This window comes from Paenibacillus mesophilus, from assembly GCF_005938385.1.
In the GTDB taxonomy this organism is placed as follows: Bacteria; Bacillota; Bacilli; order Paenibacillales; family NBRC-103111; genus Paenibacillus_AB; species Paenibacillus_AB mesophilus.
Genome location: NZ_VCRA01000021.1, coordinates 101,150 through 119,235 on the forward strand (window position 1 = coordinate 101,150; position 18,086 = coordinate 119,235).

18 protein-coding genes are annotated in these 18,086 nt (G+C 55.3%); 9 read left to right on the plus strand and 9 right to left on the minus strand.

What is annotated here, in order from left to right:
• Window positions 1–6 precede the first annotated feature (6 nt).
• Window positions 7–891: a carbohydrate ABC transporter permease gene (locus FE783_RS27885; protein WP_138882659.1), complete on the plus strand. Its 885-nt coding sequence runs from the start codon at window positions 7–9 to the stop codon at window positions 889–891.
• A gap of 183 nt (window positions 892–1,074) precedes the next feature.
• Here the strand turns inward: FE783_RS27885 and FE783_RS27890 are convergent, their stop codons facing one another.
• From FE783_RS27890 to FE783_RS27915, 6 genes are all read right to left on the minus strand, one after another.
• The gene (locus FE783_RS27890; protein ID WP_138882660.1) at window positions 1,075–1,329 is read right to left on the minus strand and encodes a VOC family protein; all 255 of its coding nucleotides are present in this window, start codon (window positions 1,327–1,329) and stop codon (window positions 1,075–1,077) included.
• Between the two features lie 39 nt (window positions 1,330–1,368).
• Entirely contained in the window at window positions 1,369–1,491 is a 123-nt protein-coding gene (locus tag FE783_RS37870) for a VOC family protein (protein ID WP_138882661.1), read from the minus strand.
• A gap of 334 nt (window positions 1,492–1,825) precedes the next feature.
• Window positions 1,826–2,653 carry a phosphotransferase enzyme family protein gene (locus FE783_RS27900; RefSeq protein WP_138882662.1) on the minus strand — a complete coding sequence of 276 codons (828 nt, stop codon included), beginning with the start codon at window positions 2,651–2,653 and terminating at the stop codon, window positions 1,826–1,828.
• A gap of 5 nt (window positions 2,654–2,658) precedes the next feature.
• The gene (locus tag FE783_RS27905; protein WP_138882663.1) at window positions 2,659–3,600 is read right to left on the minus strand and encodes a GNAT family N-acetyltransferase; all 942 of its coding nucleotides are present in this window, start codon (window positions 3,598–3,600) and stop codon (window positions 2,659–2,661) included.
• A 6-nt stretch (window positions 3,601–3,606) separates the two neighbouring features.
• A complete protein-coding gene (locus tag FE783_RS27910) occupies window positions 3,607–4,407 on the minus strand; it encodes a class I SAM-dependent methyltransferase (RefSeq protein ID WP_138882664.1) in 801 nt (266 codons plus the stop codon).
• A 171-nt stretch (window positions 4,408–4,578) separates the two neighbouring features.
• Window positions 4,579–6,000, minus strand: a complete 1,422-nt coding sequence (locus tag FE783_RS27915; RefSeq protein ID WP_138882665.1) for an extracellular solute-binding protein — start codon at window positions 5,998–6,000, stop codon at window positions 4,579–4,581.
• A gap of 275 nt (window positions 6,001–6,275) precedes the next feature.
• On the opposite strand from FE783_RS27915, the gene FE783_RS27920 reads away from it, so the two are divergent.
• Window positions 6,276–7,286 carry a zinc-dependent alcohol dehydrogenase gene (locus tag FE783_RS27920; protein ID WP_138882666.1) on the plus strand — a complete coding sequence of 337 codons (1,011 nt, stop codon included), beginning with the start codon at window positions 6,276–6,278 and terminating at the stop codon, window positions 7,284–7,286.
• Window positions 7,287–7,505: 219 nt separating this feature from the next.
• Here the strand turns inward: FE783_RS27920 and FE783_RS27925 are convergent, their stop codons facing one another.
• A complete protein-coding gene (locus FE783_RS27925) occupies window positions 7,506–8,390 on the minus strand; it encodes an AraC family transcriptional regulator (RefSeq protein WP_158302063.1) in 885 nt (294 codons plus the stop codon).
• 69 nt (window positions 8,391–8,459) lie between these two features.
• On the opposite strand from FE783_RS27925, the gene FE783_RS27930 reads away from it, so the two are divergent.
• On the plus strand, window positions 8,460–9,491 hold the full coding sequence (locus FE783_RS27930; protein ID WP_158302064.1) for a phosphotransferase enzyme family protein: 1,032 nt from the start codon (window positions 8,460–8,462) through the stop codon (window positions 9,489–9,491).
• Window positions 9,492–9,510: 19 nt separating this feature from the next.
• Here the strand turns inward: FE783_RS27930 and FE783_RS27935 are convergent, their stop codons facing one another.
• Together FE783_RS27935 and FE783_RS27940 are read right to left on the minus strand one after the other, a co-directional pair.
• A complete protein-coding gene (locus tag FE783_RS27935; RefSeq protein WP_138882669.1) occupies window positions 9,511–10,572 on the minus strand; it encodes an S-adenosylmethionine:tRNA ribosyltransferase-isomerase in 1,062 nt (353 codons plus the stop codon).
• Between the two features lie 30 nt (window positions 10,573–10,602).
• Window positions 10,603–11,355 carry an SDR family NAD(P)-dependent oxidoreductase gene (locus tag FE783_RS27940; RefSeq protein WP_138882670.1) on the minus strand — a complete coding sequence of 251 codons (753 nt, stop codon included), beginning with the start codon at window positions 11,353–11,355 and terminating at the stop codon, window positions 10,603–10,605.
• A gap of 256 nt (window positions 11,356–11,611) precedes the next feature.
• Between FE783_RS27940 and FE783_RS27945 the strand changes: the two genes are divergently transcribed.
• The 6 genes from FE783_RS27945 to FE783_RS27970 all read left to right on the plus strand — a co-directional run bounded on the left by FE783_RS27945 (window position 11,612) and on the right by FE783_RS27970 (window position 17,623).
• On the plus strand, window positions 11,612–13,516 hold the full coding sequence (locus FE783_RS27945; RefSeq protein WP_158302065.1) for a sigma-70 family RNA polymerase sigma factor: 1,905 nt from the start codon (window positions 11,612–11,614) through the stop codon (window positions 13,514–13,516).
• Between the two features lie 21 nt (window positions 13,517–13,537).
• On the plus strand, window positions 13,538–13,996 hold the full coding sequence (locus FE783_RS27950; protein WP_158302066.1) for an effector binding domain-containing protein: 459 nt from the start codon (window positions 13,538–13,540) through the stop codon (window positions 13,994–13,996).
• Between the two features lie 53 nt (window positions 13,997–14,049).
• Window positions 14,050–14,415 carry a VOC family protein gene (locus FE783_RS27955; RefSeq protein WP_138882673.1) on the plus strand — a complete coding sequence of 122 codons (366 nt, stop codon included), beginning with the start codon at window positions 14,050–14,052 and terminating at the stop codon, window positions 14,413–14,415.
• 189 nt (window positions 14,416–14,604) lie between these two features.
• On the plus strand, window positions 14,605–15,375 hold the full coding sequence (locus FE783_RS27960) for an RNA polymerase sigma factor (RefSeq protein WP_158302067.1): 771 nt from the start codon (window positions 14,605–14,607) through the stop codon (window positions 15,373–15,375).
• The gene (locus FE783_RS27965; RefSeq protein ID WP_138882675.1) at window positions 15,339–16,391 is read left to right on the plus strand and encodes a hypothetical protein; all 1,053 of its coding nucleotides are present in this window, start codon (window positions 15,339–15,341) and stop codon (window positions 16,389–16,391) included. The genes FE783_RS27960 and FE783_RS27965 overlap by 37 nt, the downstream gene beginning before the upstream one ends.
• 113 nt (window positions 16,392–16,504) lie before the next feature.
• Window positions 16,505–17,623, plus strand: a complete 1,119-nt coding sequence (locus FE783_RS27970) for an ABC transporter substrate-binding protein (RefSeq protein ID WP_138882676.1) — start codon at window positions 16,505–16,507, stop codon at window positions 17,621–17,623.
• The last annotated feature ends 463 nt before the right edge of the window (window positions 17,624–18,086 follow it).

The following is an 18,086-nucleotide window of genomic DNA, read 5'->3' on the forward strand; positions in this document are numbered from 1 at the left end:
CCGGAGGTGGTCGAACATCCGTCATTAGGCCGCAAGCTGTTCGTCGCAGGTAACTATTTCTTTTTGGCGTTTCTCGCCTTCCTATGCCTGTTTCCTATCATCCATGTGCTCGCGGTATCGTTCAGCTCAAGCTCCGCCGCGGCAGCGGGAAAAGTCGGGCTGTGGCCGGTCGAGTTTAATTTCAAAGCTTACGAGTTCGTCATCCGCAAAGTGGAATTTACCCGGTCGTTCGGCGTGTCGCTGCAGCGGCTTGTGCTGGGAACGGTCATCAACATGGTGATGTGCGTGCTGATCGCTTATCCGCTGTCCAAGGAGTCGCGCGATTTCAAAATGCGCACGATTTACGTCTGGTACTTCTTCCTTACCGTCTTGTTCGGCGGGGGGCTTATTCCGACTTATATGACCGTGAAGCATACCGGGCTGATGGACACGATCTGGGCGCTTGTGCTGCCGGGAGCGGTTCCGGTGTTCAACGTCATTTTGCTGCTCAACTTTTTCCGGGCGCTGCCGAAGGAGCTGGAGGAGGCCGCCTTTATCGACGGCGCGGGGCATATGCGCACGCTGTGGAGCTTGTTTATCCCGCTGTCCAAGCCGGTGCTCGCGACGGTGCTGCTATTTACGATGGTCGGCCACTGGAACGCCTGGTTCGACGGGCTCATCTATATGAACGACCCGATCAACTATCCGCTTCAGAGCTACTTGCAAACCGTCATTATCCAGCAGGATATGAGCGCCATGTCGGACAATGAGGTGGAGCTGATGAAGGAGCTGTCGAACCAGACGGTCAAAGCGGCGCAAATCTTCCTCGGCGCGCTCCCGATCCTGGCGGTGTATCCGTTCCTGCAGCGGTTTTTCGTCAAAGGGATCGTGCTCGGCAGTGTCAAAGGATGAGCGGACGGCCGGCATGGGCCGGGCTCCGGCTTCGCGATTGCGGGCCGGATGCCCGGCTTTTTTGTTGCATAGGAAATTATGCGAAGCTAATTTTTGTGCACAATGGGGGCTCCCCCAGAAGTAATCGGAATCGGCATCGGAGGCCAGCTTCACTTCTGGGGGATTTGTTCGGCAATAGCCTACTTATTCGTAATACCAGTCGTGCTCCTTCGTATAGCCGCTCCAAGCGATGAGCGTGTTCCCGTTTACATCCCGGAACCGGAAAGTCCATCCGCAGCCCGGACCGCCCTCGACGTCGCTTGCTTCGATGCCGGCTTCCGTCAAGTCGCGATGAAGCTGTCTAATATCGGATACTCGGATGCACGCCCGGACTCTGTAGTGGTCCGGGTCTTTCACGTACCAGTAGCTCGTCTCGTCCGTCGGGTCGGGGCGGAACAAACAGATTCGGAAGCCGGAAGGCAGCTTCAGCTCCGCTATTCATTTGGCCGGTGGAACAAGCTCGAATCCCAAATGCCGCGAATACCATTCTACGGATTGCGCAATATCTCTTACGGGAATTTCCAAGGTGAAATCTTTGATTATCGCTTCGGTCGGGTTCATCGTCGGTTCCTCCTTAAGTAAGTTTCATTAAGAAGATGCCGGCTGGGTAAAAAAGCTGACATGATTAATGAACAAAGGGAGGAGAGAGAGCAGGGGAGAAATAACGGTCTTTTGGAGCTCTTATCCAAGTAAACTTTGGAACTTCCAAATCCGTGATACCATCCGAACGTCCCCTGAACTAAACCGGCCAGCTCTGTTCGCGAACCAACCGCTTAAGGAGCCTAAGCCGGCGATCGAAATATACGTCGTTCAAGTTGCCGTATGTCCACTCGTCGGCGTGTTGGCAGTGGAGCCCCATGAGCCAAAGCTGCCGGGTGGCGACGAAGTAAGGGATCTAGTCCGCATCGGGCCCGGCCAACGGCCTCACTTGCCGGTAAGCGTCATAATAAGCATGCCACAGCCGAAGTGCGGCGTTTTGATCCGGCATATCCCGAGTGGTCCAATTGAACACGGCCACGTCATAAGCCGGCCATCCGGGACCTTCGCAATCGAAGTCGAAAAATGTTACTCGTCCCTCGTCGTCGATATGGCAGTTGCCGCCGTTCAAATCACCGTGGCACAATCCACGCGTCAAGGAGGGGGCTATGGCGTCGAGATGCTGATATAGGAAGCGCCACATACGGCTAACGAAGGTCATGTCGTCGGGGCGGTGTTCCAGTAAAGGCAATATACAAGGCACCCGGTCGTCCAGTAAATGGCGCAGGTCGATCGGATAACGTCGATGGCTTGACTCGTACGATTCCATCGATTGATGCAGTCCGGCTGCCGCTTGCCCGTACCTTTCGGCGACTTCGGGCGTAAGCGATCGTGAAGCGCCAGGGGCGTATGTAAACAAGGCAATGTACCTCGCGCCTTCGGGGGCCGCAACCTCCGTTATGAATTCGCCGTCTTGGCGGGCAACGGGAGCCGCAACCCCCGCTCCTTGCTCCTGAAGATGCCGCAGCAGGTCCAGCTCGTGCCGTATATCCGGCAATGTACGGTGACCGTGCCGGTAAGCCCGGAGAATGTAAGGCGTACCCTCGACCCGGATGAGGTAGGTATCGTTCATGCCTCGGACGAGCAGGCGGCAATCCGCCGGTGTTTCCCCGAAATGGAGGGGCAATACTTCAGCCGCGAGCGCACGCTGCGACAAGACGGAATGCGTCACCGGAAACAAACTCAAGCGAGTCACGCTCCCTCGATCCTTTTTTCCAGTCGGATTTCACTGGAGTAGGGCAGCCATCCCAATTTATCGTTCACCGCTTTCATCGGGATATTCACATTGCGGTAGGAAGTATAGATCCCCTTATATCCCGACGCTTTGGCATATTCGATCCCTTTCACTTTTAGAGCGGTCGCCACTCCTTTGCCGCGATATTCTCCAAGCGTAGCGGTAGGACCTTGCATGGCATGTTCGGAATCCTGCTCCATTCTCATCAGCTGACTATAACCTACGTATTTGTCCTCCGTTCTGGCTATGAAGAAAGCTTCCGGAATGTTGTCCTTGTGCGTCAACCACTTATCGTTTGGAGGAGCGGGAGGCAAGAGCGGCTCTGACGGATAATCGGCCCACGTCATGCTGTTAAGCGTTTGCAGCTTGGGAAACCAATCTTTGTCGCGAATCTGTTCGCGTGCCATCGTCGTAATCGTAATTCCTTGCGATCGCAATCTGTTCTCCAGTTCCGCGTATGGCGCAAGATCGGCGTCCGCCGCACCTAAATAAGTGTGAACCATTCGATGATTTTCCGCGAAACCGTACTTCTCATAAAAATGAAGCAGCCGTGTCTGGTCGTCAAATGTTCTTGCTTGAACGGCATAAGGATGGATCCGGTGTATATCGTCGGTTATCTTATCAAAAAGGGCATCGACCGCAAGCTCGTTTCGGTATTCGCGGCGGAATAAGATTTCAACCTTCAATATCAAATTCGGAGAGGCGTACTGCTCCCATAACAAACCATAACCGGCCGTTTGCCCTTCATGATCGGTTACGACGTACTTCTTAAGCATGCGGCTGTCCTTCATATCGGAAACTAATGAAAACGAGCCCGGTTTCTTCGCATATACCGACCGGCTGACCGCCGTAACTTGCCCGAAATCTTCCTCATCACATTCGCGAACGGTATAAGACATACTTCATCAGCCCTCCGCTCTTTTCCGAGCACATAATGACAACCATTGGGGCAGTGCCATCAAGGGGGTTTGTTTCCAATCATAGAGGCGATCCAGCTTCCCTTCTCTTGTCCCGCTCGTTTCATGCCAGAACGTATCGTACTCCGCATAAGATTCCTTAATCATCTGCAAGCAAAAGCCCGAGTCCGCCAAAGCGTTCATTATATCTTCCATTCTCCAATGATAGGTGGAAAGCTCGGTAAAAGGCCCCGTCGCATCATAAGGCTTTCGGATGGCGATAGTCTCGGTATTTTCTTCGAACGGACGCATAAAGGGGTGTACGTCGTACATGACATAGAGTCCCTCATCCTTCAAGACGCCATGGAAATTGCGATACATGGAAGGCAAGTCCGAAATCCAAGTGTGGACACCGTTGGAAGTGTAAACCAAATCATATTCGTTTCTTTTGATTTTGTCGAAACGCATGCAATCCTCGCACACGAATTCGATGTGCAGGCCGATTTCCCGGGCAATTCGGGCCGCATTCTCAAGCTGCCGTTCCGAAAGATCGACTGACGTGACTTGCGCCCCCATCAAGCAAAAAGCGAATACGGCATGATTGTCCCCGCTGGCCGGCACGCATACTTTCTTCCCTTTCAAGTCCGGATAGTACTTGCTGATTAAAGAAAAGGTTGTTTGATGGAAAGCCGTTTCCGGATTGTTCATGATTCGGCCGATCCTGTCCGCCGTGCCGTATTTGTCATACCATTTGTCGGACCAGCTGTTCCAGGCGTTCTTGATAACTGAATTTGTTTCGAAATCTCCCATTAGGTTACCTCCTTGTCCACCGATCGTCCTGCCGATTTATGGTGCGGTAACCTGATTTTACAATGCCTTGCAGCCGACATCGTACGTCATGAATCACTATAACCAAAAAATATTGCCATACAGCGCAAACAACAGGCCGCCGCGGCAGCCTGTCGCTCAAAAAGTAAACGTCTAATCGGAATCGCCGGATAACCGGGATAGCTGTTCCAGCAAAGCGTCTTCATCGGTCATGTCCGACCAATACATCTTCAGCTGATGATGCAGCGGCTGCAGCAGCCGGATCGGCAGCCCCAAATCGGCGTGCCATCGGTAGGAGGGGATGATTTCGCGGAACAGCCGGAAATGCTCCGGCCGATTCAGGCCGTCATCCTTGTGCACGGCGGCTTCGGCGGCTGGCTTCGAAGCGGGTATGCTTAGCGTGCGCTCCCGCAACAACTGCTGCGCATGGCGGGAGGCGGCGTAGCTCGCGAACAGCTTGACCGCTTCCTTGTGCTTGGAGCGGCCGCTAGCCAGCAGCCCGATCGCGATGGCGAGTGTTGCCGGTGTACGGGAAGCCGCGGGATACGGAACCGGCGCGATATCGTAACGGACGCCGGAGCGCTTCAAATCGTTCAGGCTGTTGTAGGTGGCGAGCTGCATCGATACTTTTCCTTCCGCGAACAGGCGGCTCGCTTCCGGCTCGTTTTCCGGCAAATAAGAAGGGAATACGTCGCGGTTGCGGGTAATATCGCCGTACAGGCGGATGCCTTCCATCAGCTTCGCCCCGTCGGTCGGGCTGTAGCCCCCTTCGGCGTTTCGTTCGAACCGAGCTCCGGACTGAAGCAGAAAGAGCGGCCAACGATTCTCCGACAGCTGGAAAAAGTGGAAGCCGTGCCGCCGGCCCGGGATCGCGAGCTTCGCCGCCGCTCGCAGCAAGTGCTCCCAAGTCCAACTGGAGTCGGGCGTAAGGATGCCGGCTTCAGCGAAATGGTCCTTGTTATAGCATAACACGACCGGGCTGAACAGGAGCGGGCTTACGAGCGGAGTCCCATTCACGGAGAAAGCTTCTGTCAGAAAAGGATACGTGTCCCCGTCAACGGGCAGCGGTTCCAGTAGCCCGGTCCATCCTTGCCCGACGAAGTCGGAGAAATCCGAATGATTCACGGTAAACAGATCGACCGATTCGTTCTCGATGCATTCCCGGACCGTGTCGGAGAAGAAGCGGTTTGCGGTAATGCCGAGCGCTTTACCCGCGACTGGCTGAACCCGGATTGCCGGATACTCCCGGTGAAAATCTTCCAGCAGCGTGGAAAACTCCAAATCGCGCTCGATGGAAGGGTGGCAGGCGATCGTAATCGTCGTCCGCTCCCGGTCCGATACGGCGATGACCCGGCTTCCCACCTTGTCGACTTTCACGATAAGTCCTTCTTCGACAAGCGCTTCGAGCCCTTTGCGCACCGAGTTGTTGCTGAGCTGAAACTGTTTGGCCAGCGCGCTTTCCGAGGGCAGGTAGTCGTTCTCGGCATAAGTGCCGTTCAAGATGCGTCCGCGCAGCTGGTGGATCATATGCTCCAGCCGTGCGCCGAACGTCCTTCGGCTAATTCGTGCTGACATTGCAATGTCTCCCCACAAGCATGTATAGTTGATTGCCACTATTATAACCTAATTGATATGTTTTTGAAAATGGGGAGGTTATGTGAATTAGTTTTGAACGTTTGTAAGACTCGATTCGTTCTAATTGATATTTTATATGAAAAAAAGTTAAGTTATGAATTAGAAAACGGCAATAATGCATTGACCTGATGGTGGTGTGAATTATACAATGAATTACGAGAGGGAAAATAACAGCATTCGGGCGGCAGACATTTGAAGAAGCAGAGCGCGCCCTCATGGAGGAGATCGATGTGAAAGCGGCAAGAAGCTTGGACGGAAAGCTGGAGATCGCGGAAATACCTATGCCCGAGACGACGGACAGTTCCGTGGTTATACAAACCGAATATTCCGCGATGAGTACGGGAACCGAACTGATGGTGCTGCGCAAAGGAATCAATGCTTTTCTCGGCTATAGTGCGGTAGGAATTGTCAAGGAAGCCGGCAAAAATGTCGATCATGTACGAGTCGGGCAGCGGATCGTTTGCTACGGGGCTCAAACCCATGCCGAATATTTTCATGCCAACCGCAATCATGTTGCGCCGCTTGCCGATCACGTCGATCCGAAGGAAGCGGCGTTGTCGGGAATCGCGACGATTGCGATGCAGGGACTGCGCCAAGCGGATTTGCGTTTCGGCGAAACCATCGTCGTCCTTGGCCTCGGCATCGTCGGACAGCTGGCTGCGCAGATCGCGAATGCGGCTGCCTATCGCGTTATTGCGATGGATCTGATGGAATCCCGCTGCGGGATGTTGGAGGCGGCCGGACTTCGGGACGTGTGCCGGACTCCGGAACAGGTAAAGGAGCGGGTAGCGGAGGCAACACGGGGGAAAGGTGCGGACTGCGTGCTCATCTGCGCGAATACAAAGCAGCACCGGCTGATTGACCAGGCGCTTGACTGGATACGCGACAAAGGCAAAATCGTCATCGTCGGCGATACGAATACGGAGTTCGATCGCAACAAGCTGTTCGCGAAGGAAGCTCAAATTACGATATCGCGCGCCGGCGGTCCGGGTCGCTACGATAAAGCGTACGAGCAGGAAGGGCGCGATTACCCGTACGGATACATCCGGTGGACGCTGCAGCGCAATTTGGACGAGTTCGCCCGTCTGCTCGCGTCGGGGCGAATGAATTTGAAGCCGCTGATTACCGGCATATACCGACTGGAGCAGTTGGAAGAAGCGTATAAGCAGGCGGAGAACGCCCCGGCGGAAACGATGGGGACGCTGATCCAATTCGGCGAGAAGTGAAGATAAGCTGCGGGCGGCGGAGTGTGCCCGTCCGAAAAGTCGGGGTTCCATTGAGGGGACTCCGGCTTTTTCTTATGCAAATGTACCTTATTTGTCGTTGAACTGCAGCAATGTGCAAAAAGATCGGGAGAAACGTACAAATCCATCCGCCCGAAACCGTGGTAGTCTGAATTGGAGTGCATGCTAGCATAAGCCTATGCCTATGCCGCCGCCTTGCGTTCAATCCGTTTCGATCCGGTGATCGACGATCCTGTACCGGTCTTCCACCGTAATGTGGCGGGCGCGTTTCGCCCTTTGCCTATATTCGAGCGGGGACAATCGCTCCCTTCGCGAGAAGAAGCGGCTCAAATAATGGACGCTGCCGAATCCGACGCGTTCCGCGATTTCCGTGACGCTCCAGTCGGTGGCGACGAGCAGCTCCTTCACCTGCTTGAGTCTTAACTCGTTGACATATTGGATCGGCGATAAGCCGTAGCTTTTGCGGAACGAGCCGCAGAGTCGGGTGACGCTCGAATGAAACGTATTCGCGAGTCCGGTTAGCGTAAGCGGTTCGGTGTAACGCGCTTCGATATAGGCGGCGATGGCGGCCGGATAGTCGCCTTCTGCGCCTTCGATGTCCGTTTCGGGCAATCCGGGCGGGGAAAGCCGTTTGTTTTTCTCCCCTGCCGCTTCGTAAATGCGGATCAGCCCGAGCAGCAGCTCGATGGACCGGACCGTTATCATTTCCTTGAACAGCGTCTTCCCGGCGATCGCTTCTTCGACCATCCGCTCGAGAGCCGGCTTCATGCCTGATCCGCGTGCGTTGAAGCAGAACGGAATGCAGCGCAGCGCCGCTTCCAGCCCGGCGTCAGCCGTATAAAACTTCCATTCCAGCGTTCGGAGCGGCATAACGGGGTCGGATGCAATTTCGTGGCATACGCCCGGCGGTATGAAATGGACGTCGTCGCAGCAGGCTTCACGCTTCTCGCCATTCACGGTAAGAAGACCGCACCCGCCGGTCACGACGAGAACGTGGTAAAAGTTATGGCTATGGTTGCGCACGTAGTTTTCCTCGTCGTACACATACCGGGCAACGGACAAGATTCGGGTCGAATCGAGCTTCACGCGAGTTCCTCCCGGACGAATTCGTTCTGCTACCAGCATACCACAATTATACGGAGGGGGTTCGTTTTCATGGATCAGCAGGAACTTGATCGGCAAGAGGTTATGCAAGCATTGGAATATTATGGAATGAAGCCTGACGAGCCGATCACCGCTTTGACAGGGGGGACGGCCAACCGGAACTACATCGTCCGGTCGAACGGACAGGTACGAATATTGCGGAGACGAAGCGCCAAATACAGCGGTGACAATTGGATTGACTATGAGGAGCAGTACTTGCTTCATTTGGGAGCGAAAGGGATTCCGGTTCCCGTGCCTTTGCCGACCGCGCAAGGCTTCCGCCGCTGTACGGCCGGAACGGGCACGTATCAGTTGTTCCCTTATATGGCCGGGGAGACCTACGATCCCTACGATCCGGAGCAGCTCGCGGCTGCGGGTGATTTCCTCGGTACGGTGCACCGGGCGGCCGAAGATTTCCGTACGGATTGCGTCAAATCGCTGCCGCGGTATGACGATCCGGCTGTTATTTCGGAGGCGTTGGACAAAGTGCATCGCGAACGCCGCGATTTGTCTTATCCTGAGCGCCGCACGCTCGAATTGATGATTGCCTTCTCGGATCGGATCAAGGAACGGCTGTCCGACGAAGTGTACCGCGGTCTTCCGCATGCGGTCATCCACGGCGACTACCATCCTGCCAACGTAGCGTATCGGAATGGCCGCATATGCGCCCTGTACGATTTCGATTGGATCAGCCTCCAGCCCCGGGTGCGCGATGTCGCCGATCTGATCATATATTTCGCGGCGCTTCGTCCCGAGCCGTTGGACGGCGGCAGCATTTATTCGCTCATTCAAGGCTGTACGTTCGATATGGACAGGGCGGCCGCCGCGCTTCATCCTTACGTCCGGAGCTTCGGGGCTCCGTTAACCGCAGGAGAAGTCTCCGCACTCCCCGACTTCATGGCAGCCCGCCTCCTGCACAGCCGGGTACAGGCGCTAGCGAAAGTTCCGCCGGAGAGGGCGATCGAAGTGCTTGTCGGAGCCATCGAGCCTGCGCTGATCTGGATCGAGCAGCATCGAAACGAGCTTGCGGAACGGATCGGCTGATCTTTGAACCAAATCGACCTTACAGGATCAAGTGAACGTCGCCGAATTCGTGCCACAAATAATGTTCCCGGATCGCCTCGTCGTAGGCATACCGCAGCGAGCTTATTCCTACGAAAGCGGACAGCATATGCAAATGGCTCGCTTCCGGCTCATGAAGACCGCTGATCAGGCCGTCCGCCACACGCAGCGGAACCGTTTCGTCGATATACAGCCGGGTACAGTCCGAGCCCGGACGTACGAAGCCGTCTCCGGCAGCGGCGGATTCAAGGCAGCGGACGACAGTCGTTCCGACGGCGATGATGCGTCCTCCGTCCCGTTTCGCTTCGTTGATCGTGTCCGCAGCGCGGGCGGAGACGGCGTAATATTCGGCGTTATGCGCCGGATCGAGGCGCGATCCGTACAAGTAGGACAAGCTTGTGTGAAGCTGTACGTAAGCGATGCGTATATGTCTCTGCTGCAGGCTGAACATCATTTCCCACGTAAACGCGCGTCCGGCGGACGGCATTTCCACCGAGCCCGGAACGGTGCCATACACCGTCTGGTAGTAGTCCAACTCCCACGGCTTCTCCGAATATTCGTAGCGAACCGGCTCTCCGAGCGCATATATTTCGCCCATCAGTTCATTGCCTTCCCGGTTAAACTTCAGCGTGACGAACGGCGAAGACGGACACAGCTCCACATCGGCGTGCAGGGAAGGGGAGAAGCGAAGCATATCTCCGCTGCTCGCTTCCGCTGCCGACGGCATACCTTTCCTCTCGTCCGGCCGAAGCAGCAAAGCGTCCCATGCCGATTCTCCGTTTCGTCTCGCCAACCGGACTTCGAGCGAGCCGAGGAACAACTCCCCGCTGAACCGCCGCGCTTGCAGGGATGCGGGAATCGTCCGGCTCTCGTTAAGCACGAGACAGTCTCCCGGCCGCAAGAAGTCGGCCAGCCGGTGAAAGCTGGAATGGTTGACCGTCCCGTCGGCACGGTTCTGAACGAGGAGTCTGACGCGGTCTCTCCGCAAGCCCCGTCTTTCCGGCGGAGCCCCGGCATTGCGGTCGGACGGCAATTCGAATGTGAACGCGGATTCCGCTTCCATGGCTTTCACCTTTTTCCTTTCTATTCTTTTCTATTCGGCGCCGTTGTCGGCCGCTGCCGTTTGTGCCGCGGCATAGGACTGCGCTTCGAAGCGCCGGCCGTTAATCTCCTGAGCCTCATCGGAAGCCAAATACAGAAACACGCCGACCAAATCGTTCGGATCGGCCAACTCATAATCGCAGTCCGGTACGGCCAAGGCGTGCATCTCCGTGTCCATTTCCCCGGGATCGACCATATTGACTCTCACGCCGCTGCCGTCGACTTCCGCCGCCCATGTCTCGGTCATGCCTTCCACCGCGAACTTGGAAATGCCGTAAGCCCCCCAGCCGGAATAACCGACGTTCCCGGCCTCCGATGTCACGTTGATGACCGAACCGGCTCCGTGCCGAAGCATGCCCGCAATGACGCGCCGCGTAACGAGAAAAGTTCCGACCGCGTTGACCCGCAGCACCTCCCCGAAGTCGTCCTCCGGATAATCGAGCAGAAGCGGCATCGGACTCGGTCCGAGCATGGAGGCATTGTTGATCAGGACGTCGATGCGTCCGAACTGCGACTCCGTCAGAGCGACGAAACGTTCAACGTCCCGCGATGAGCGAATATCCGCCGTCACGGTCAATACGGATGCGGCTCCGGATGACTCGGCTTCGCGCTTGACCGCCTCCAATCCGCTTTCACCTCTGGCGCATAGTGCAAGCTTTGCCCCTTTCTTGGCAAATGCCAGTGCCAACGCCTTGCCGAGCCCTTTCGTTGCACCCGTGATCATCACCACTTGCGATTCGTTCATATCCATCCTCCGTTCATTAAATAAACTTTATAAACTTTAATGTATGTTAAGTATTGGTTTTATTATATGCACGGTTTCATATGAAATCAATACCATTTAATAATTATTTTAAATAAATGGGTCGATACAGTAAATTATTTACATTGCGAACGTATGTGCGATATTATGGAAGGACTAAGAAATAATAGCAGCGGTCTAAAAAGCAGGAACGGAACTTTTTGCGATGTTAACGGCTCCTTATAGTGGGAGGGATGGTATGACCGCGGAATTGATCGCCAGGATGTCCAAAGAGGACGCCGGTCGTTTGGAGAAAGAACAGGTATTCGAGGAGTTGGTCGTGCGGTATCAGGATATGGCTTATGGACTGGCTTATTCGATGCTCGGGGACGCGCATTTGGCGCAAGATGCCGCTCAAGAAGCTTTCTTGACCGTATGGCGGGAGCTGGATCAGCTGAGGGAGCCGGAGGCATTCCCCGGGTGGTTCCGCCGAATCGTGATGAACCAAGTTCACCGGTTGACGCGCAGAAAAAAACTGCACACGGTCGTGCTGGAGGACACGGTTCAAGCGATGGACGCCGAGGCCGATCCGGAGCAGGCGGCCGAACGAAACGACATGGCCGGGCAAGTCCGCCTTGCCGTCGCCGAGCTGCCGGATGCGGAGCGGCATATGGTGGTGCTGTTTTACATAAGCGATCTGTCGTACCAGTCGATAGCGGATATGATGGAAGTGCCTGTTGCGACGGTCAAGAAGAAGCTGTATAACGCCAGGCAGAAGCTGGGTGAACGGCTGCTCCTGCTCGTGAAGGACCAGCTGCATCCGCTGAAGCCGTCGCGGGACGACAAGTTCCGCAATATCGTAAGGCAGCTCGTGGCGACAGGCTGTTCGTCCAAGCAAAAAAGGAACCAGCTGGAGATCACCTTGGAAAGCAACGGGGGCTACGTATCCACCCCGCACTTCTACAAAGTGCCGCTGCGCGTATCGGTAACCGCCAAAACCGACTCGACCAATTTGAGACTGCGTTTTGCGAAGAGCGAAGTGATTTTGAACTGGGGGCCGAATCCGGATGAGCTTCGCTGGGTCGATCCGGCAACGGGTACACCGCAAGGAATTCCCGGACAAGGGCGCATACCTCTCGATGAATGGGTGAAGGTTGACTGGATTATCGAAGCGTCGTATGCGGTGCTGCTCGTGAATGGGGAAGAGCGGTTTCGTTCCGAGGGCGAATACGGCCATCTCGCGGGCCAAATCGGCGTCGGGGCGGCCAATCGGTCCAAAGTGACGGTGAAATCGTTCGAAGTTCAAGGCGACACATGTGACAACGGGTATCCGATCGTCGCTCCTCCCCGGTATGAATGTGACGGGGCGATGATCCATGTCGGCTGGGATAAGCATGATCGGGCCGTTCAATGGTTTGTGGAGCATATGGGCTGGAGCCTTGTCGGCGACGGCGCCAAACGGCAAACGAACGATACGCAGGACGAGCGCATGACGGCGCTAGGCATTCCGCGATTCGGGATCATTTGGATCAAATCGGCCAAGGTCGACAATCCGCAGCATCACCTTTACGCACAATCGGGAATGACCGATCCCCATCTGCGGCTCTGCTTCAACACGAGAGATATTGTTCATGCTCATGAGCTGTTCCGCATGAAGCAAGTCCGGATTACCGAACTGTATCGCGGGCCCGGCGGCAAAATGTACTTCGATTTTTGGGCGACGGACGAGAGCATTCGGTTGACCGCTTGCGGAGACGAGCGGAACACCCGGGATGAATGCCTGTTCTCTCCGTGCGAGTGGCATCGGATCGGCGTGACGGACTTGAGCCGTTCCGTGTCGTGGTACCGGCAATTTCTCGGCTTCGAGGTCATCGAGGAGTTCCGTGAAGAAGGCTGGATCTTGATGGCGTCGCGGACATCGTTCTATTCGGTCGGTTTCTCGGAAATCTGGCTGGAGCAGCTGCCGGCGAACGCTAGTACCGATCCGTCCGATTATCCGGTGAGACCTTACTTTCACTTGCGCAAGCTGCTGGAGGAATACGACCGTCTTGTTCAGGGCGGCGTAACCGTATCCGCTATTGCAGGAAAACCGCCGATCGAAGGATACTCGATGTTCCATTTCTACGATCCCGACGGCAACCGGTTCAATGTATGGTATTACTAATCCGACTCGGAGGCGATGCAAATGAGTGAGAGTGAAGCGGTTAAGGTAAACATAGACGAGTTTATGCAGGTGCGTTTCGAGAGGCGGGAGGCGGTTAGCGTCGTAGGCGTCAAAGGCGGCGGGCCGGACGATGAGAATAGACTTTTCGACGAAATAAAAGCAAGAGGCGACGAAATTGCGCATAAGAAAAATCTGAATCATTATCTCGTCATTATCCCGAACGGATTAATAATCGCGCACGAGGTGACGGAATCCGACGGACCGATTCCGGAAGGCATGGTCGGCTTTACGATTCCTGCGGACGAATACGCAGTCTGCCGGTTCGAGGAGAGGTACATAGGGAGCTTCTGGGGGCACATATGCAAGGAGCCCGTAAAGAGCAAATATAACTTGAATTTTACGAAACCGAGATTCGAAATTTTCGCGGAGCATCTTCAGCCTCAGGGCGTAACCGAAATCTATATACCGACGAACGGGTAAGAATACGAGAACCGCAAAAGTGCTGCCAGCAAATAGAAGAGGCGGAATATGAGATGAGCGAACAAACCGTACAATCGTTAATTGAACATCGGGTTGCCGAAATTTATGTGAGGGTTAAAGATTATCCTAAGGCCGAGCATTTTTACAAAAACGTCCTGGGACTGCCACTGAGCTGGGGGAATGGTACGTGTATTGGCTATTTTGACATGCAGGGCGTCGGTATTCTTTTACTGCAAGCAGATGAAGACCATCGTATTACGGAAGCCGCTTTCAGTATAGCGACCAAGGACATTCATGCCGCGTACGAGCATATGGCCAAGGAAGGCGCAGCCGTCGGCGATATTAAAACGTACGGTGAGGCCAAAGGATTCCATGTCGCCGATCCGGAAGGAAATCTGATAACGATTCTGCAAAGATAAGTTGTCGGTATCCGGTAAAATTGCAACCGTTCGACCAGGCTGCCGGTGCGTCCGGCAGTCTTTTTCCGCTTGCCGCAAAAGGAATTTGCAGGTTGTATAGGGAATTCACATAAAAACTTGTTCAAAACGGATCGGCGGACGGCATCGAACTTCATGAGGCAAGAAGAGACGCAGGAGGAAGGCATGGGAATGAAAGCGGAACAAGCAGCCGGAATCGGCGCAGACAAGGAAACACGGGACGCCGTGACGCGGTCCGAACTGGACCGGTCGCTGGTGGAGCGGGCACAGCAAGGGGATACCGAAGCGTTCGGCGAGCTGATCGAGCAGCACAGGAGCAAGGCGCGCGGCTGGGCCGAGCGGATGACCGGCGATCCGCACCTGGCCGACGATATTGTGCAGGATGCGCTTATCCGGGCTTTTATGCATTTGGGATCGCTTGCGGATACGAGCCGGTTTCTCCCGTGGCTGTACAGGATCGTGCGCAATCAGGCGAACATGCGCATGCGCCGTGGCGGCCCGCACCGGAAGGAGCGCCCGTTCGCATCAATGGGGTCGGCGGTGAACGACGAGTCCCGGGTCGACTGGGAAGACTTGGACAGCATCCTTTACCATCTGGCCCGAACGGCTTCCGATGCGGCGGCCAAGGAGCGGGACCCGGCGGAAAGCTTGCTCCGCAAAGAGCTGTACGAAACGATCCATGCGCTGCTTCATTGTCTGAATCCGAAGGAGCGGGGCATTTTCAAGGCGACCTTCTTTCGCCAGCTAAGTCCCGAGGAGATCGCCTCCATGTACCGGATGACGACCGGCTCCGTCTACACGTACTTGTACCGCTCCCGCCAGAAGCTCCGCCAGGAGCATATCCGCGTCTCTCTCGGCCTGCTGCCCGAGAAGAAGGGAGGGAGCGGATTGGCCAGGAAAAAATTTTGCAGCTGCCGGAATGGCCGGCGCACGTCTCGGTGATGACGACCGTCGTCGACAGCGTCGGGCGCGTGCTGGCTATGCTTGGGGATCGGCGGGACATGGCCGAACTGATGGGAGTGTCGGCCTTTGCATTCCGCATGAAAATTTCGGACAAAACGACGTTCGCGGACGGCTTGTACATGTTCGACTGGAGGCGGACGCTTCAAACGCTCATGGAAGAGCTCGGCTATGACATTGCCATTCTATGCGGCCAGCTCCCGGATTCGCCCGTACCGCTTGTCGGCGCCGTGGAACGGTTTCCGGTCGTTTTGCCGATTGAGGAGGCGGTGCTGCCGTTCATCCGCAAATATATCGATCTCGGCAAACCGGTGCTGTATTTCGATACGCTGGCCGCCAAGCCGTACGTTCACGAGTGGTCGATCATTTACGGGTACGACGAAGAACGGCGAATCGTTTACTTAACCGACCGGATGCGGTCCGAGGGCAAAACGATTTCCTACGAAGACGTGACAGACAATCCGGTCCGTTTTATGGCGGGGATTGATGGAGTCCGGAGGGGGGAAACGGGAAGCCGTCCGACGAAGGAAGCGGAAAGCCGGCGGCAGGCGGAGCGGGCGGTCCGATTCGCCGTCGATTACGCAAGGAAAGGCTGCGATTATCGGACGATGACCAATTATTTGCAGTATACGTCCGGGCTTGCGGCATACGACTGCTGGATTCGTCATCTTCGCAGCGATCACGTCGCGCCGAACCGGTACGGGATGGGACAGCTGTCGGCGGTATATGCCGAGTCGAAGCGCTATGCATCGCTTTATTTGCGCAGCGTTCCGTTCGAAGGGGAGACGATGCGGCTGACGCTGCTGGCCTCGGAAGCCTATGAACAAGCGGCGGAAGCGATGGAGGAGCTGAGCCGGCTAGTGCCGTTCGTTCGTACGGCCGAGATGCTTTCGCCGGAAATGCGCGAAGCTTGCGCCGCCTATTTGGGTCAGGCGAAAGAGTTTGAAGCGGCCGCTGTCGGTTATTTGGAAAAAGCGATCACAACTATGGAGCTTTAACGGAATTACCGCCCTGACTGACGACCGGGGGCTTTGTGGACCTGCAAGCCCGGTCGTCATAGGGCAAGTACGTTATTCCGTTAAAGTTCCTATGGGAGAAGGGACGTAACCTCATGAAACAAATTCGATTCATAACGGAAATCGCCTACAATATGCAGCAAGTCATGAAAGCGAAGGAATCGTTCGAACAGGCGAACCCCGATGTCCGGATCGTGGTCGAGCAGTCCAAAGATTATTTCGAAATGATGCAGGCTTACAAGTCCGAAGACGCTCCGGATATCATCGAAACGGGCGGATTGCAGATCGGCAACCCGGACGGCATTTTTATCGACTTGAATCCTTACGTTGCGGAAACCGAAGGCTTGGAGGAGGACTTGTATGCCGGTCTGATGCGTGTCGCCCGCAATGGCGGGATGCTGCCCGGACTGCCTATCGAAGTGAGCGCGCCGCTTATTTTGTACAATAAAGAGATGTTCGACCGCGCTGGGCTCGCTTATCCGACCGATGACTGGAGCTGGGACGATATGGTCGAGCTGGCGGGCCGGCTGACGATTCGCAGCGAACAAGGGGTTGCGAAGCAATTCGGATTTGGCATCGGCGTCGATATCGAATGGTTCGAGCCGTTCGTCATGCGTAACGGCGGAAGGTATGTCGCTCCCGACGGTTCGACGTCCAGAGGATACGTGGATAGTCCCGCCACCATCGAGGCGTTCCGCAAGCTGATCGACGCGTTTCGTGTCCACCGAATAATCCGCAAGCCGGATGAGCCATGCGAAGCGGGCGCTTGGCACGAGGAGAGCGCGATGACCTTTTCTTTTGCGTGGAATGCCGGTCAGTTGTTCCATCATAAGCTGGGCGACCGTTACGGAGTCGTCGGCTTGCCGAACATGCCGGGCGGGGCCAAGGCGAACATGGTCTATATGGGCGGTGCCGGGGTTACGACGAAATCGGCCCATCCGCGGATTGCCTGGGAGTTTTTGCGCCATTACATTGTGGAATGCCATTCGTGGAGTCCGCCGATTTCGAAGTCTCAAGCGGAACAGCGAAGGTTGACCGTTCATCCGATCTGGTCCCGTTACTTGGAGGAGCTTGATCATGTGCAGATTAGCGGGTACTATTTGAACAAAAAGTGGAACGCCTCCCGCCAGCTGATCAACGACGATATTCGCAAAATGATTGTGGAAGGCGCCGATGTAGCTCAGACGCTGCGATCTTGGACGCGGTATACGTAGGCGGGATCATTTCGATAGAAGGAGATTGATCTCCAGGGTGTCTGAAGGAGCTAAAAAGCCCTCCAACGGAGCGGCTTTGGCATTACCGTTTCATTTTGCGCGGATTTACCTAAGGAACTTTAACGGAATAACGTACCTGCTCTCTGACGGCCGGGACTTGCCGGTCCACAAAGCCCCGGCCGTCAGTCAGGGCGGTAATTCCGTTAAAGATCCTAAATGGAAAACATCCAGTATAAATTACTCGATTCGCAAAAAGGACGCGTCTCACTGGAAAAGGTACATCTATTTCTGCTGTTTATCGGAGAATGGATCCATTTTGCCGAAATTACCTGTACCTTTGAGACTGTCGATTTACTTGCCTAAAAGTTAATCAAATACTCTTGTTTGGGGTATTCAATCGTCAACTAGGTGAAATACCCCACCAAAGCTTCTTAATTCGTACCGTCTACGGCACACTGTTTCG